The organism is Pseudoclavibacter sp. Z016 (genome assembly GCF_002931215.1).
Taxonomy (GTDB): domain Bacteria; phylum Actinomycetota; class Actinomycetes; order Actinomycetales; family Microbacteriaceae; genus Pseudoclavibacter.
The window spans coordinates 988270-1000628 of the sequence record NZ_PSTU01000011.1 but is presented as its reverse complement, the minus strand read 5'-3'; the positions used below and the strand labels follow the sequence as shown (position 1 = coordinate 1000628).

The following is a 12359-nucleotide window of genomic DNA, read 5'->3' as shown; positions in this document are numbered from 1 at the left end:
GCTAACCGGCGAGCTCGAGGGTGAGCGCGAAGATCTGCGTCCAGCTCTCCTCGCCGTGCTCGAGCTCGGGCCGGCGCTCGAAGCCGAGCTGCTCAAGGAGGCGCTGCATGGCGACGTTCTCCTCCGGCACGTAGGTGTCGATTCCGGCAGCCAGGTGCAGATCCGCCCAGGTGATGGCGGCCCTCGTCACGCGGGTCCCGATGCCGGTTCCGCGCACGTCCGGGGCGACCCAGAGCTCGTCGAACACGAGCTCCGAGCCGACGGCGTCGAGGGGGCCGGAGAGCGCGGCGCTCGCGACGACTCGTGTGCCGTCGAAGGGAATGGCGTGGAACTCGACGCGGCCGCTGCCCGCTCGGGTCGTGGTCACACGGACGGCATTGCCGATCGACGTGTGCAGCCCGAGGCTCATTGCAGGACCGGCCTGCCAGTCTCGACGCGCTGCTGGCACATGAAGTTCAGGCCTGTTGTCGTGTGTGTCATCTTCATGCTCCTTCCACGGTCGGGGTTGTGCGGTTCGCTCCAGTGCGGGGCGGGCTGCTGCTTCGTTGGTGGGTACCGTACGCCTCACTTCACGAGGCCCGCACCCAGTGTTGCGCCAGAAGTCCTCCCGGGGCGGCAGGTGAAGCGTCGACATCCAACCGGCGACGTGCGCTTCCTAGTCTTCGAGGCATGACTCACGAGAACCCGCCGTTTGCCATCGCCGTCGAAGCGGGCAGCGAAGGCGTCGGCCCACAGCGAATCCGCGCGGCGATCGCCGCGCTCGAGCGCTTCGGCGTGACCATCGCCACGTTCGAGGACATCGGCTTCCGCGACCTCAGGGCGGCGGCTCCGCGGCTGGACGCCATCGAGCAGGCCGCGTTCGCCGCCCCGCTCTCCGGGGCGACCGGCCTCGTGCCGCTCATCCGGGTCTCGGCGGTCGAGCCGTTCCACCTCGCGACGCAGCTCGCGACGCTCGACTACGCGTCGCACGGCAGGGCAGGGTGGATCGGCGGCGTCGACGGCAGCGAGGTCGAAGCGGCCGCGTTCGACCGGCCTCCGCTCGACGGGCCTGAGGCCCGCCGCACCGAACTCGACGACACCATCGAAGTGCTCGGCAGGCTCTGGGACTCCTGGGAGGACGACGCCGTCATCCGCGATGTCGAGACCGGCCGCTACCTCGACCGCGACAAGCTCCACTACGCAGATTTCGAGGGCGCGCGCTTCAGCGTGAAGGGCCCGTCCATCATCCCGCGCCCGCACCAGGGGCAGCTGCCGACCTTCGCGCCGTACGGCTCGGCAGCGCCCGAGCTCGTCGACGTCGCGCTCATCCGCGAGCGCACGGTCCTCGAGGCGAGCGCCGCGGCCGGGCAGGCCGACTCCCAGGGCATCGCCCGCACGATCGTCGAGGTCTCGTTCGCGCTCGACGCGCCAGGACGCCCCGCAGCCGACCGGGCCGGTGCGCCCGCGGCCGACACGCAGGCGGCGGGTCGCATCCACTACTTCGGGGACGCGGCCGGTCTCGTCGAGCTCATCACCGAGGTCGCGTCGTTCGCGAACGGCGTGCACCTGCTGCCCGCCGACTTCGGCGCGGATGTGCAGGAGCTCGGCCGCGCCGTGCTCCCAGCGCTTCGCCGCGCAGGCGTCTTCACCTCGCCGCGCGCCGGCGAGCATCTGCGCGACGCTCTCGGGCTCGCGCACCCCGCCAACCGCTACGCCGCCCAGGCCCTCTGAACGCGAAGGATCACGACGATGACACAGCACAGCACAGGTCCGACGCGGCCTGCCTCGGGAGCGGCGGGCGCAGGCCAGATCCAGTTCGGGGTCTTCTTCCAGGGCGTGAACTCGACGACCATCTGGTCGAGCGAGCAGAGTGGATCGCAGACCGAGTTCGAGTCGTTCCGCCGCATCGCGCAGACCGCCGAACGTGGACTCTTCTCCGCCTTCTTCCTGGGTGAGGGGCTGCGGCTGCGCGAGCATCTCGGCAAGATCCACGACAACGACGTGGCCGGGCGACCGGATGGCATCACGCAGCTCGCCGCGCTCGCGCCCATCACCGAGAAGATCGGCCTCGTCGCCACGCAGAACACGACCTACAACGAGCCGGCCGACCTGGCCTACCGGCTCGCGAGCCTCGATCTCCTCAGCGAGGGGCGCGCGGCGTGGAACATCGTCACGACCGACAACGCGTGGACCGGCGCGAACTTCCGCCGCGGCGGTCACCTCGCGCACGAGCACCGCTACGACCGGGCGGCTGAGTTCGTGCGGGCAGCCAAGGAGCTGTGGGCGAACCGGGGCCGCGTCGATTTCGATGGTGAGTTCATCCGCTTCGTCTCCGAGCGGGTCCTCCCGCAGAGCCCGCAGTCGCGGCCCGTGCTGTTCCAGGCTGGCGACTCCAGCCAGGGGCGCGATTTCGGTGCCGAGCACGCCGACGTCATCTTCTCCGCGCACCCCGAGCTCGAGGGAGCGACGGTGTTCGCCGCCGATCTGCGCGAGCGGCTCACCAAGTTCGGCCGTGCACGCGACGAGCTCGCGTTCTTCCCCGGCGCGACGATCATCGTCGCCGGAACTCCCAAGGAGGCGGAGGAGAAGGCCCGTTGGGTGCGCGAGCATCAGATCTCGCCCTCGACGTCGCTTCGCTATCTCGAGCAGTTCTGGGGCAAGGATCTCTCCCACCTCGACCCGGACGGTCCGCTGCCGGTGGAGGATCCGGTGGTGGCCGTCACCGACGGCACCCGCGGCAGCGCGTTCCAGAACGCGAAGGCGCTCGAGCTCGCGCAGCAGTGGCGGGAGAAGTCGGAGGCGCTCGGACTGTCGATCCGCGAATTCGTCATCCACCTCTCCTCGCAGCGTGGCTTCGTCGGCGGCGTCGACGAGGTCGCCGACACGCTCACCGAGCTGGCCCGCAGCGGAGCCGTGACGGGCATCAACCTGACCCCGTACCTCGTGCCCTCGGGGCTCGACGACATCGTCGACCAGCTCATCCCGGCACTCCAGGAGCGCGGCTCCTACCGCACCGAGTACCCGGGAACGACGCTGCGCGAGAACCTCGGTCTGCCCGCGGTCGTCGGCGATCTGGTGCCCGCGAGCGTCTGAGCCATGGCACCCCGGTGAAGGTGGAGCGGCGCGCCAGGAGGGGCCGCGTGAGCCCGTGCAGCCTGGCGCGTTACTCCGCGCAACGCTCCGGCGCGCGCCTCGGCCCCCTTCCGCCGAGGATGGGGGAATGACTTCGCTTCGCGACGAGACCGTCACCCTCCTGCAGCAGCTCATCCGCGCCGAGACCGTCAACGACGGTGCGCTCGACTCGGGCAACGAGTGGCGGGCCGTGGCGGTCATCGAGGAGTTCTTCGCCGGCAGCGGCGTCGAGCTCGCGCGCGTCGAGCCGTTCCCCGGTCGTGTCTCCGTCGTGGCACGCCTCGCGGGCAGTGACCCTGCCGCGGAGTCGCTGGCCCTCGTCGGCCACACCGACGTCGTTCCCGTGAAGGCGAGCGACTGGGTGCATCCGCCGCATTCGGGCGAGCTCGTCGACGGCGAGGTCTGGGGCCGCGGTGCGGTGGACATGCTGTTCCTCACCGCCTCCTACGCGGTCATCTTCAAGCGCCTCGCGACGAGCGGCTTCGCCCCCACCGGCGACCTCGTGTTCGCGGCCGTCGCCGACGAGGAGCAGGGCAGCCGGGCGGGGGTCGGCTGGTTCTCCGAGCACGACTGGGCCACGATCGCCGCCGACAACGTGCTCACCGAGTGGGGAGGCGCGCGCCTCGGCGGCATCGGCAGCACCGCCATCACGGTGGGCGTCGGCGAGAAGGGGGCAGCCCCACGGCGCATCGTCGTGCGCGGCGACGCGGCGCACGCCTCGGCCCCGTGGGGCAGATCGAACGCGGCCGTCACCCTCGCCAAGGTCATCGACCGCCTCCAGGCCAATGCGCCGAAGCCCCGCATCAGCGAGCAGTGGCTCGACACGCTCGCAGCCCTCGACCTGCCGGCCGAGCTGAGCACGCGGCTTGCGCATCCGGACACCATCGACGAGGCCATCGACGAGCTCAGCGCGCACCCCGAGCTCGGCGAGCTCGCCCCGTTCGTCCACGCCTGGACGCACACGACCGTCGCCGTCACCGTCGTCGACGCCGGGTCGAAGGTCAACGTCATCCCTGACAGCGGGTCGATCTCGCTCGACATCCGGGTGCTGCCCGGCGTGACCGAGGACGACGTCGAGGCACACCTCGCCGCCGTGGTCGCCGAGTTCCCGGGCCTCGTGAACGTCGAGGGGAAGTGGTTCTCGCCGGCGAACGAGTCACCCACCACGACTCGCCTCTACGGGCAGATCGAGGAGGCACTCGCCGAGTTCGTGCCAGGAGCGAAGCCCGCCCCCATCCTCGGTGTCGGCGGCTCCGATGCGCGCTTCTACCGGCTGCACGGCGCGAACGCCTTCGGGTTCGGGATACTCAGCTCAGAGCTGACCTTCTCGGTCGCCCGCAACAGGTTCCACTCCGCGAACGAGCGGCTCGACCTCGAGTCCATCGACCTCACGGTGCGCGCCCTCGATCACGTCGTTCGAGGGTTCCTGTCCGCCTGACGCGAGCTTGACGGGCTTGACGAGCTTGATGCACCCGTTCGGGGGCTCGGGCAATCTCGTGCACCCGCTTGACCTTGACGCAGCGTCAACTTCTACAGTCGTTCTCGAGCGGTTCGGATCTCCCGAGAACGGGGGAGCCGCCCACACGATCTGAGCGAGAGGACGCCCGCCATGGAATGGTCGATCGGCGAAGTAGCGAAGCGGTCGGGGGTGACCTCGCGGACGCTGCGGCACTACGAGAGCATCGGCCTGCTTCGGCCGAGCCGGACGGGCGCCAACGGCTACCGCTACTACGACGAAGGCGCGCTGGTTCGGTTGCAGCGCATCCTGCTCCTTCGCGAGCTGGGCGTTGGCCTGTCAGCGATCGGAGACGCCCTCGCCGGCCGGAGCGACGACGTCGCTGCGCTCGAGACGCACCTCGGCTGGCTGCACGACGAGCGCGGCCGCCTCAGGACGCAGATCGGATCGGTGCGTGCGACGCTCGCCGCGCTCAAGGGAAAGGAACAGCTCATGCCCGAGCAGATGTTCGACGGATTCGACCACACGCAGTACAAAGGCGAGGTCGAGGAGCGGTGGGGTGCCGAAGCCTCTGCCGAGAGCGACACGTGGTGGCGCGGCCTCGGCGTGGACGGCAAGAAGGGCTTCCTGGAGGAGCAGACGCGGATCCAGGATGCGTTCAGCGCAGCCCAGTCGGCGGGGCTCGGGCCGGACAGCGATCAGGCGCAGTCGGCCGCCGCCCGCCAATTCGCGTGGATCAGCGACAGCTGGCAGGGCAAGGCGCCAACGGCCGAGCTGTTCACGAACCTCGGCGAGATGTACGTCGCCGACGAGCGCTTCGCCAAGAACTACACGCGCGTCCACGCGACGGGCGCCGAGTTCGTGCGCGACGCGATGAGCATCTACGCCGAGCGCACCCTCGCGCAAAGCAGTTGAACGCTGAATTGCAGTTACGTCTGTATTCCGCAGGTCACCAATGTTTGAGCGCCTTATCTCGAATATTTGCTTTCGCGATGGCGGTTAGGCGACTCTTTGCTATTGAACCTCGTGCACCGAAGCGATCTCAACTGAGTAGATGGTATTCGAGTTTCTTTCGGCCTCTGCCCACAGGTTCACTTCGAGGTCAATTTCGTGCTCGCTTGAGTTGGCCAGATGTACGCGGCCCATGATTAGGCATAGAATGTGATTCTCGAAGTTGTAAGTCCGCCGATTAGTAGCGGAAGTAAAATGCAACTCATCACGCCGAATCTCTTCAGCTTCCAGTGGTATGGATAGATGCGCCTTGCCGTCGCGGAGGAGGGTGTCGACCAGCTCATCACGGGCTGCTGCTGAAAGCTCGGCAAGATCTAAGGAAATGTGCTCAGACTTTATGGCAAGAACATCCAGGAGTTCTTGAGTGCTGGTTGCGTACGTGAGTCCGGCGGTACTTGCTTCTGCCGCTAACTCTGGGTGAATGTCAGAAGACTTCTTGACGCCGAAGTCTGAGGTGTTAGAGCTCACGAAGACTGCACCCTGGCCGCTCGCTGCTACTCGAATGGCACTCAGCCAGATGGCGGAATCTCTAGCACCTTTACCGTTCCGAGCGGGGCGCTGGCGGACGGCTTCTCGACGGAGTGCCCGCGGAGCGTCTTCGGGTTCGATCTCGATGACCTCGAAAGACGACCTAAGGTCCCTCTCCCATTCGCTCACGATATCGTCAATGTCAGGCACGTAAACAGCTTCCACCTGGAACATTTTACTCAATGCGCTCTGTGCTGCGATGAACCGAGCGTGTGCCGCCTCGGCCTTTGCTCGTCTAAGGTTTAGCGCCTCAAGCAGTACCAACTCGGGCATGCATAAGCGTATAGATTGAAGTGAGCATAGTTTCTGGATGCTTAACCAGATAGGACCGTCGAGATTTCCGTACTGTGGAAGAATGTTCGTATCGACGACGATCGCGTCAATCATTGACTCGTGCCTGCAATTATTCCGCTGGCAATATTTGTGAAAAGTTCTAAAGTGTCCTGCGCTCTGGTGTACTGCGCGCCGCGTGCTTGAGCGCCGCCCAACTCAAAAATAGCACGATTGTTTTGCTGTGCGATCGGGATGAGGCTGGATAAGTTCTTAACCTCACCCAAAAGGGCGGGGCCGTCAGGAATTGGCACGTGAGCGTCGTCGCGCATTGGCTCCAAGATGCCCTTTTGGTAGGCGGATGGAATTTTGTCGCTCCACCTTCGGAAAGCTGCTGCGGGGCGTTTTCTGTATGTTACAAACTGCTGGCTCACGTACCCGAGTGGTGAGGGGCGGCCTCCGGGGAGGTCGATGCTGAGTTCAAGACGAGCACGTTTTGCTGCTCCCAAGGCTGCATCCCAGTCCATGATCCAGCGTGTGGTGCTTGCTCCCACACTAGGAAGTGCTGTAAGGGAAAATAGATCGGGGGATAGGGGGACGACAAAACCGTCGCAGCCAATTAAGATTGTTCGGTTCAGGGCTCCAACGTTCGGGCCGAGGTCGAATAGCACGAAATCTGCAGAGACAGATTCGCCCAGTCTGCTAGCGAGCCGAAACATCGCCGTGGAAATCTGGAAGCCCCGATACTGGCCTGCGAGCGCCTCGGTCCACGCTTGGGGCAGGATCTCTTCAAATGCGCTGAGCCTGATGTCTCCCGGCAATATATAAGCTCGATCACGAATCTTGACGGGTTCAACAGGATCGAAATCCCCCACGTTGTTGATTATGGGTAGAAGAGCTCCGTAGATTGTCTGCTGGGCCCCAAGTAGATCCTCGTATTGGTCGACGTCTATTGCTGCGCTAGTGAGATTAGTTTGCGCATCTGCGTCGATGAAGAGCACGGTGTAACCCATGCGTTCGAGCGCCAAGCCGACGTTGAAGACCAACGTGGTCTTCCCAACCCCACCCTTGTGATTGAAGAAAGCGACTTTTTTCACGAGACTCCTTTGACTCGAGAAGACTACTGCAGATAGTCGCACGACATAAGGTCTGATTCAGGCTACGCCTCGAGGATCTCGGAGAGCTCGAGCCAGCGTTCCTCGAGCGCGTCGATGTCGGCCGCGAGGGCTTGCCGCTTGGCGGTGATGGTCCCGAGTCCCTCGTAGTCGCCCTGGTCGTGGGCGGCGAGTTCGGCGTCGACCTTCTTCATGGACTGCTCGATCTTCTGGATCTTGCGGGCGATGCCCTGCACCTCTTTCTCGGCGCTGCGGCGGTCGGCGCCGCCGATGGAGAGGCCGGAGGCGCTGGAGGCTGAGGCCGACGAGGAACCGCCGGCGGTCGCATCCGTCGTGCTGGAGAGCGTCGCGGGGGCTGAGCCCTTGAGGCTGTTGGCGCGCAGCTCGAGGTACTGGTCGACGCCGCCGGGAAGGTGGCGGAAGCCGCCGTCCCACACGGCGTACTGCTGGTCGGTGACGCGTTCGAGCAGGTACCGGTCGTGCGACACGACGAGGAGGGTGCCCGGCCACGTGTCGAGGAGGTCTTCCATGGCAGCGAGCATGTCGGTGTCGAGGTCGTTCGTGGGCTCGTCGAGGATGAGCACGTTCGGCTCGTCGAGGAGGATGAGGAGCAGCTGGAGGCGCCTGCGCTGACCACCGGACAGGTCCTTCACGGGGGTCTGGAGCTGCGTGGTCGTGAAGCCGAGGCGCTCGAGCAGCTGCGACGGCGTCATCTCCTTGCCGCCGGACACGTAGCTCGACTTCTGGCGCGCGACGACCTCGCGGACGCGGTCGTTCTGGTGCTTGTCGAGTTCGGCGAGGCGCTGCGAGAGGGTCGCGATCTTGACGGTCTTGCCGCGCTTCACCTTGCCGCTCGTCGGCTCGAGTGTGCCCGCGACGAGGTTGAGGAGCGTCGACTTGCCCGCCCCGTTCACGCCGAGGATGCCGGTGCGCTCGCCAGGTGCGATGCGCCACTCGATGTCGCGGAGCACCTCCTTGTCGCCGAAGGTGACGCCGACGTCGAGGAGGTCGACGACGTCCTTGCCGAGGCGCGCCGTCGCGAGCTGCGACAGCTCGACGGGGTTGCGCACGGGAGGTTCGTCCTCGATGAGCTGCGTCGCGGCCTCGATGCGGAACTTCGGCTTCGCCGTGCGGGCTGGGGCGCCGCGGCGCAGCCACGCGAGCTCCTTGCGCATGAGGTTCTGCCGCTTCGACTCGATGGCGGCAGATTGCCGGTCGCGCTCGACGCGCTGCAGGATGTACGCCGCGTAGCCTCCCTCGAACGGGTCGAGAACGCGGTCGTGCACCTCCCACGTCGTCTCGCAGACCGCATCGAGGAACCACCGGTCGTGCGTCACGACGACGAGCCCGCCCTGGTTCTTCGACCAGCGGCCGTTGAGGTGCTTGGCGAGCCAGGCGATGCCCTCGACGTCGAGGTGGTTGGTGGGCTCGTCGAGCATGATGATGTCGTCGTCGCCGATGAGCAGGGCCGCGAGGGCCACGCGGCGCTGCTGGCCACCGGAGAGGTCGCCGATCTTGTCGGTCCATTCGAGGTCGCCCGCGAGCCCGTTCACGACGTCGCGGATCTTCGCGTCGGAAGCCCAGTCGTGGTCGTCCATGTCGCCGACGATGGCCTGCTTGACGGTGAGCTCCGGGTCGAGGGTGTCGGCTTGGTCGAGCATCCCGACGCGCACGCCCCGCCGCCGTGTGACCTTGCCGCCATCGGGCTGGATGCGGTCGGCGAGCAGCTTGAGCAGGGTCGACTTGCCGTCGCCGTTGCGTCCGACGATGCCGATGCGGTCGCCCTCTTGGATGCCGACGGAGACGCTGTCGAAGACGACTCGAGTCGGGAACTCGAGGTGGAGCGCTTCCGCGCCGAGGAGATGGGCCATCAGACCAGCTTAAGGCCGGGGAGGCCCGGTGGCCTCCGAGCGAGGGCGGTGGGGGCTCAGTGAGCGGGGTCGTCCATCCGAAGCGAGAGGGTGCGCAGGGCGGTCGCGAGGTCGTCCCGCGTCTCGAGATCGAGCTCGGCGAGCAGCTCACGCTCGGCGGCGACGAGCCGAGTGAGGGCCTGGTCGACGAGATCGCGCCCGTTTGCGGTCATGGTGACGAGGATGCCGCGGCCGTCGTTGGGGTCGACCTCGCGGGTCACGAGGCCCCGGCTGACGAGGCGGTCGATGCGGTTCGTCATGGTGCCGCTCGAGACGAGGTTCGACGCGAGCAGGTGCTTGGGGCTGAGGCGGTGCGGGGAACCGGCGCGGCGCAACGCCGAGAGGACGTCGAATTCCCACAGCTCAAGCCCGGTCTCCGCGAACGCGGCCTTGCGGAGCGCGTCGAGCTGCTTCGCGATGCGCTTCACGCGGGAGAAGATGCGCAGCGGGTCGACGTCCAGGTCGGGCCGTTCCCGAGACCAGTCGCGCACGATCGTGTCGACGGTGTCGGTCGGATGCGCGGCGTGGCCGCCGTGCCCGACCTCGCCGTGCCCGACCTCGCCGTGCCCGCCCCCGCTGAGCTCGACCGTCGCGCGCGGAACGTCACGCTGGTGAGCTGCACGTCTGGGGGCATCCATACGTCCCATTATGGCGAGTCCCGCGGGTGCACGTTGACGAGCCCGGGGTGGGGCCTTCGTTCCGCTGGGGCGGCGCGTCCGCCGACTCGTCGCGGCGCGGTCTCCCTGCCGCGGAGGAACGCTCGGTTCCTAGGAGTTCGGGTGGTGCGCGTCCACGTCGCGCTTCGTCACGACGAGGCCGTCGTCGGCGCCGACGGGCGCTGAGGTGTGCTCGTGCGCGACCACCCAGTCGCCCTTGTGCTGCACGATCGCCCAGGTGAGGCGGTTGTCCATCCACTCGAGCTCGCCCTCGGGGCTCTGCCAGGAGTAGCGGACGAAGCTCTCGACGACCACGACGTCGTGGTCTCCGTAGGCCCGCAGATCGGTGAAGGTGGCCGCGTGCGTGCCCGACTCGATGGAGTCGAACCAGGCGTCGAGTGAGGTGCCCCAGGCATCAGCTCCCTCGTGGGACCAGGTGCTCCAGAGGTCGAAGACGCGCACGTCGGGCGCGTAGAGCGACATGATGGCGGCTTTGTCGCGACCTGCGACGGCTGCCGAGTAGGTGTCGGTGAATCGCCGCGCGATGGACAGGGCTTCGGACATGACGCCTCCTTGTGTCTTCTGCTTCGCAGTCTGGCCCAATCCCCTCCACAGCACCAGCGGCGCTTGCCCGCGGTCTCTCCGGTTCTGGCACAATTGGCGAGTGCGCGCGTGAGCGGGCACGTTCCTCCTTGGTGTAACGGCAGCACGACAGCCTTTGGAGCTGTTAGGTCCAGGTTCGAATCCTGGGGGAGGAGCGGCGCGGGGGTGCTGCATGCCACCGTGGACCGTGATGGCGTTCGAATCACGGCGCCCACAACGAGGAGGATCTGTGACCGATCGAGAACTCGCAATCGTCATCCTGGCGGCTGGCCAGGGCACGCGGATGCGCTCGAGCACCCCGAAGGTGCTGCACCGGCTCGGTGGCATCCCGCTCGTGGGGCACGTGCTGCACACGGCCGCCGAGCTTGGCCCCGCGCACACCGTCACGGTGGTCCGGCACGATCGCGACCGCGTCGTCTCGGCGATCCAAGATCTGGCCCCCGACACGCAGTTCGCCGACCAGGACGAGGTCCCCGGCACCGGTCGTGCCCTCGAGGTCGGCCTCGAGTCGCTCCCCGCTGACTTCGACGGCGTCGTCGTCGTGCTCTCCGGCGACGTGCCGCTGCTCGACTCCGGCACGATCGGGCGGATGATCGAGCAGCACCGTCGCGCGCAGAACCAGCTCACGCTGCTGAGCGCCTTCGTGCAGGAGCCCGCGGGCTTCGGGCGCATCGTGCGCTCCGCCGGCGGCGACTTCGACGAGATCGTCGAGCACAAGGACGCGAGCGAGGAGCTGCTGCGCATCTCCGAGATCAACGCCGGGGTGTACGCGTTCGACGCCCGCACGGTGCGTCAGGTGCTCGGCCGAATCGACGACTCGAACTCGCAGCGGGAGAAGTACCTCACCGACGCGGCGAAGCTCATCAAGGCGGATGCGGGGCGCATCGAGGCGATCGCCGTCACCGACCCGGAGATCGTGCAGGGCATCAACGACCGCGTGCAGCTCGCGGAGGCGCAGCGCTACTACAACGCCCGTCAGATCCGGCACTGGCAGCTCGAGGGCGTCACGGTGCACGACCCGGCGACGACCGTCATCGAGGGCAACGTGTCGCTCGGCCGAGACGTCGAGCTGCTGCCCGGAACCCAGCTGCGCGGGGCGACGTCCGTCGCCGAGGGTGCCATCATCGGGCCGGACACGACGCTCGTCGACTGCGAGGTCGGCGAGGGCGCCGTCGTGAAGCGCACCGACGCGACCCTCAGCGTCATCGGCGCTGGTGCGACCGTCGGCCCGTGGGCGTACCTTCGGCCGAACACGATCCTGGGGGTCGGAGGCAAGATCGGCACGTTCGTGGAGACGAAGAACGCGCAGATCGGCGACGGCTCGAAGGTCCCGCACCTCTCCTACATCGGGGACACCGAGGTGGGTCAGAACTCGAACGTCGGCGCTGGCACGATCACGGCCAACTACGACGGGGTGAACAAGCACCGCACCACGGTGGGCAGCAACGTCCGCTCCGGCTCGCACAACGTCTTCGTCGCCCCGGTTAGGATTGGCGACGGAGCCTACACAGGGGCCGGGACCGTCGTCCGCAAGGACGTTCCGGCTGGTGCACTCGCGATCAACGTCGCACCTCAGCGCAACGCTGAGGGGTGGGTGCTGAAGAACCGAGCGGGCACCGCCGCGGCAGAGGCCGCCGAGGCAGCCTCTGCTGCAGATTCCACACCGAACGCGTAACAACAGAGCAAGCACAGGAAACGG

General features: G+C 67.0%; 11 protein-coding genes and 1 tRNA gene. 6 read left to right on the top strand and 6 right to left on the bottom strand.

The annotated features are described in order from the left end of the window. Position 1: 1 nt before the first annotated feature. On the bottom strand, positions 2–409 hold the full coding sequence (locus C5B99_RS19290) for an N-acetyltransferase (protein ID WP_181064987.1): 408 nt from the start codon (positions 407–409) through the stop codon (positions 2–4). A 260-nt stretch (positions 410–669) separates the two neighbouring features. On the opposite strand from C5B99_RS19290, the gene C5B99_RS10750 reads away from it, so the two are divergent. From C5B99_RS10750 to C5B99_RS10735, 4 genes are all read left to right on the top strand, one after another. Beyond that, complete coding sequence (locus C5B99_RS10750) at positions 670–1710, top strand: LLM class flavin-dependent oxidoreductase (protein WP_104241729.1); 1041 nt, start codon at positions 670–672, stop codon at positions 1708–1710. A gap of 18 nt (positions 1711–1728) precedes the next feature. Next, the gene (locus C5B99_RS10745) at positions 1729–3072 is read left to right on the top strand and encodes an LLM class flavin-dependent oxidoreductase (RefSeq protein WP_104241727.1); all 1344 of its coding nucleotides are present in this window, start codon (positions 1729–1731) and stop codon (positions 3070–3072) included. Positions 3073–3199: 127 nt separating this feature from the next. Further along, positions 3200–4549 (top strand): M20/M25/M40 family metallo-hydrolase, encoded by a 1350-nt coding sequence (locus C5B99_RS10740; protein WP_104241725.1) that lies wholly within the window; start codon positions 3200–3202, stop codon positions 4547–4549. Positions 4550–4720: 171 nt separating this feature from the next. After that, positions 4721–5482 (top strand): MerR family transcriptional regulator, encoded by a 762-nt coding sequence (locus tag C5B99_RS10735; protein WP_104241723.1) that lies wholly within the window; start codon positions 4721–4723, stop codon positions 5480–5482. A gap of 99 nt (positions 5483–5581) precedes the next feature. Here the strand turns inward: C5B99_RS10735 and C5B99_RS10730 are convergent, their stop codons facing one another. The 5 genes from C5B99_RS10730 to C5B99_RS10710 form a co-directional block, all read right to left on the bottom strand. Continuing rightward, positions 5582–6493, bottom strand: coding sequence for a PIN domain-containing protein (locus C5B99_RS10730; protein ID WP_146081984.1), 912 nt, complete (start codon positions 6491–6493; stop codon positions 5582–5584). After that, complete coding sequence (locus tag C5B99_RS10725) at positions 6490–7473, bottom strand: ParA family protein (protein WP_181064986.1); 984 nt, start codon at positions 7471–7473, stop codon at positions 6490–6492. Before C5B99_RS10725 ends, C5B99_RS10730 begins: the two co-directional genes overlap by 4 nt. A 62-nt stretch (positions 7474–7535) precedes the next feature. Further along, entirely contained in the window at positions 7536–9362 is a 1827-nt protein-coding gene (locus C5B99_RS10720) for an ABC-F family ATP-binding cassette domain-containing protein (RefSeq protein WP_104241717.1), read from the bottom strand. Positions 9363–9418: 56 nt separating this feature from the next. Then, positions 9419–10039 (bottom strand): MarR family winged helix-turn-helix transcriptional regulator, encoded by a 621-nt coding sequence (locus C5B99_RS10715; RefSeq protein ID WP_104241715.1) that lies wholly within the window; start codon positions 10037–10039, stop codon positions 9419–9421. Positions 10040–10168: 129 nt separating this feature from the next. Beyond that, positions 10169–10621, bottom strand: a complete 453-nt coding sequence (locus C5B99_RS10710; RefSeq protein ID WP_104241713.1) for a nuclear transport factor 2 family protein — start codon at positions 10619–10621, stop codon at positions 10169–10171. Positions 10622–10743: 122 nt separating this feature from the next. On the opposite strand from C5B99_RS10710, the gene C5B99_RS10705 reads away from it, so the two are divergent. Beyond that, positions 10744–10815 (top strand) — tRNA-Gln (locus tag C5B99_RS10705). Between the two features lie 74 nt (positions 10816–10889). Further along, entirely contained in the window at positions 10890–12335 is a 1446-nt protein-coding gene (gene glmU / locus C5B99_RS10700) for a bifunctional UDP-N-acetylglucosamine diphosphorylase/glucosamine-1-phosphate N-acetyltransferase GlmU (protein ID WP_104241711.1), read from the top strand. The last annotated feature ends 24 nt before the right edge of the window (positions 12336–12359 follow it).

What these genes read in the sequence shown, in the direction of transcription:
- C5B99_RS10745 (WP_104241727.1), top strand. Translation starts at nt 1,729, where the DNA reads ATGACACAGCACAGCACAGGTCCGACGCGGCCTGCCTCGGGAGCGGCG.
- C5B99_RS19290 (WP_181064987.1), bottom strand. Translation starts at nt 409, where the DNA reads ATGAGCCTCGGGCTGCACACGTCGATCGGCAATGCCGTCCGTGTGACC.
- C5B99_RS10720 (WP_104241717.1), bottom strand. Translation starts at nt 9,362, where the DNA reads ATGGCCCATCTCCTCGGCGCGGAAGCGCTCCACCTCGAGTTCCCGACT.
- C5B99_RS10740 (WP_104241725.1), top strand. Translation starts at nt 3,200, where the DNA reads ATGACTTCGCTTCGCGACGAGACCGTCACCCTCCTGCAGCAGCTCATC.
- C5B99_RS10735 (WP_104241723.1), top strand. Translation starts at nt 4,721, where the DNA reads ATGGAATGGTCGATCGGCGAAGTAGCGAAGCGGTCGGGGGTGACCTCG.
- C5B99_RS10750 (WP_104241729.1), top strand. Translation starts at nt 670, where the DNA reads ATGACTCACGAGAACCCGCCGTTTGCCATCGCCGTCGAAGCGGGCAGC.
- C5B99_RS10730 (WP_146081984.1), bottom strand. Translation starts at nt 6,493, where the DNA reads ATGATTGACGCGATCGTCGTCGATACGAACATTCTTCCACAGTACGGA.
- C5B99_RS10710 (WP_104241713.1), bottom strand. Translation starts at nt 10,621, where the DNA reads ATGTCCGAAGCCCTGTCCATCGCGCGGCGATTCACCGACACCTACTCG.
- C5B99_RS10715 (WP_104241715.1), bottom strand. Translation starts at nt 10,039, where the DNA reads ATGGATGCCCCCAGACGTGCAGCTCACCAGCGTGACGTTCCGCGCGCG.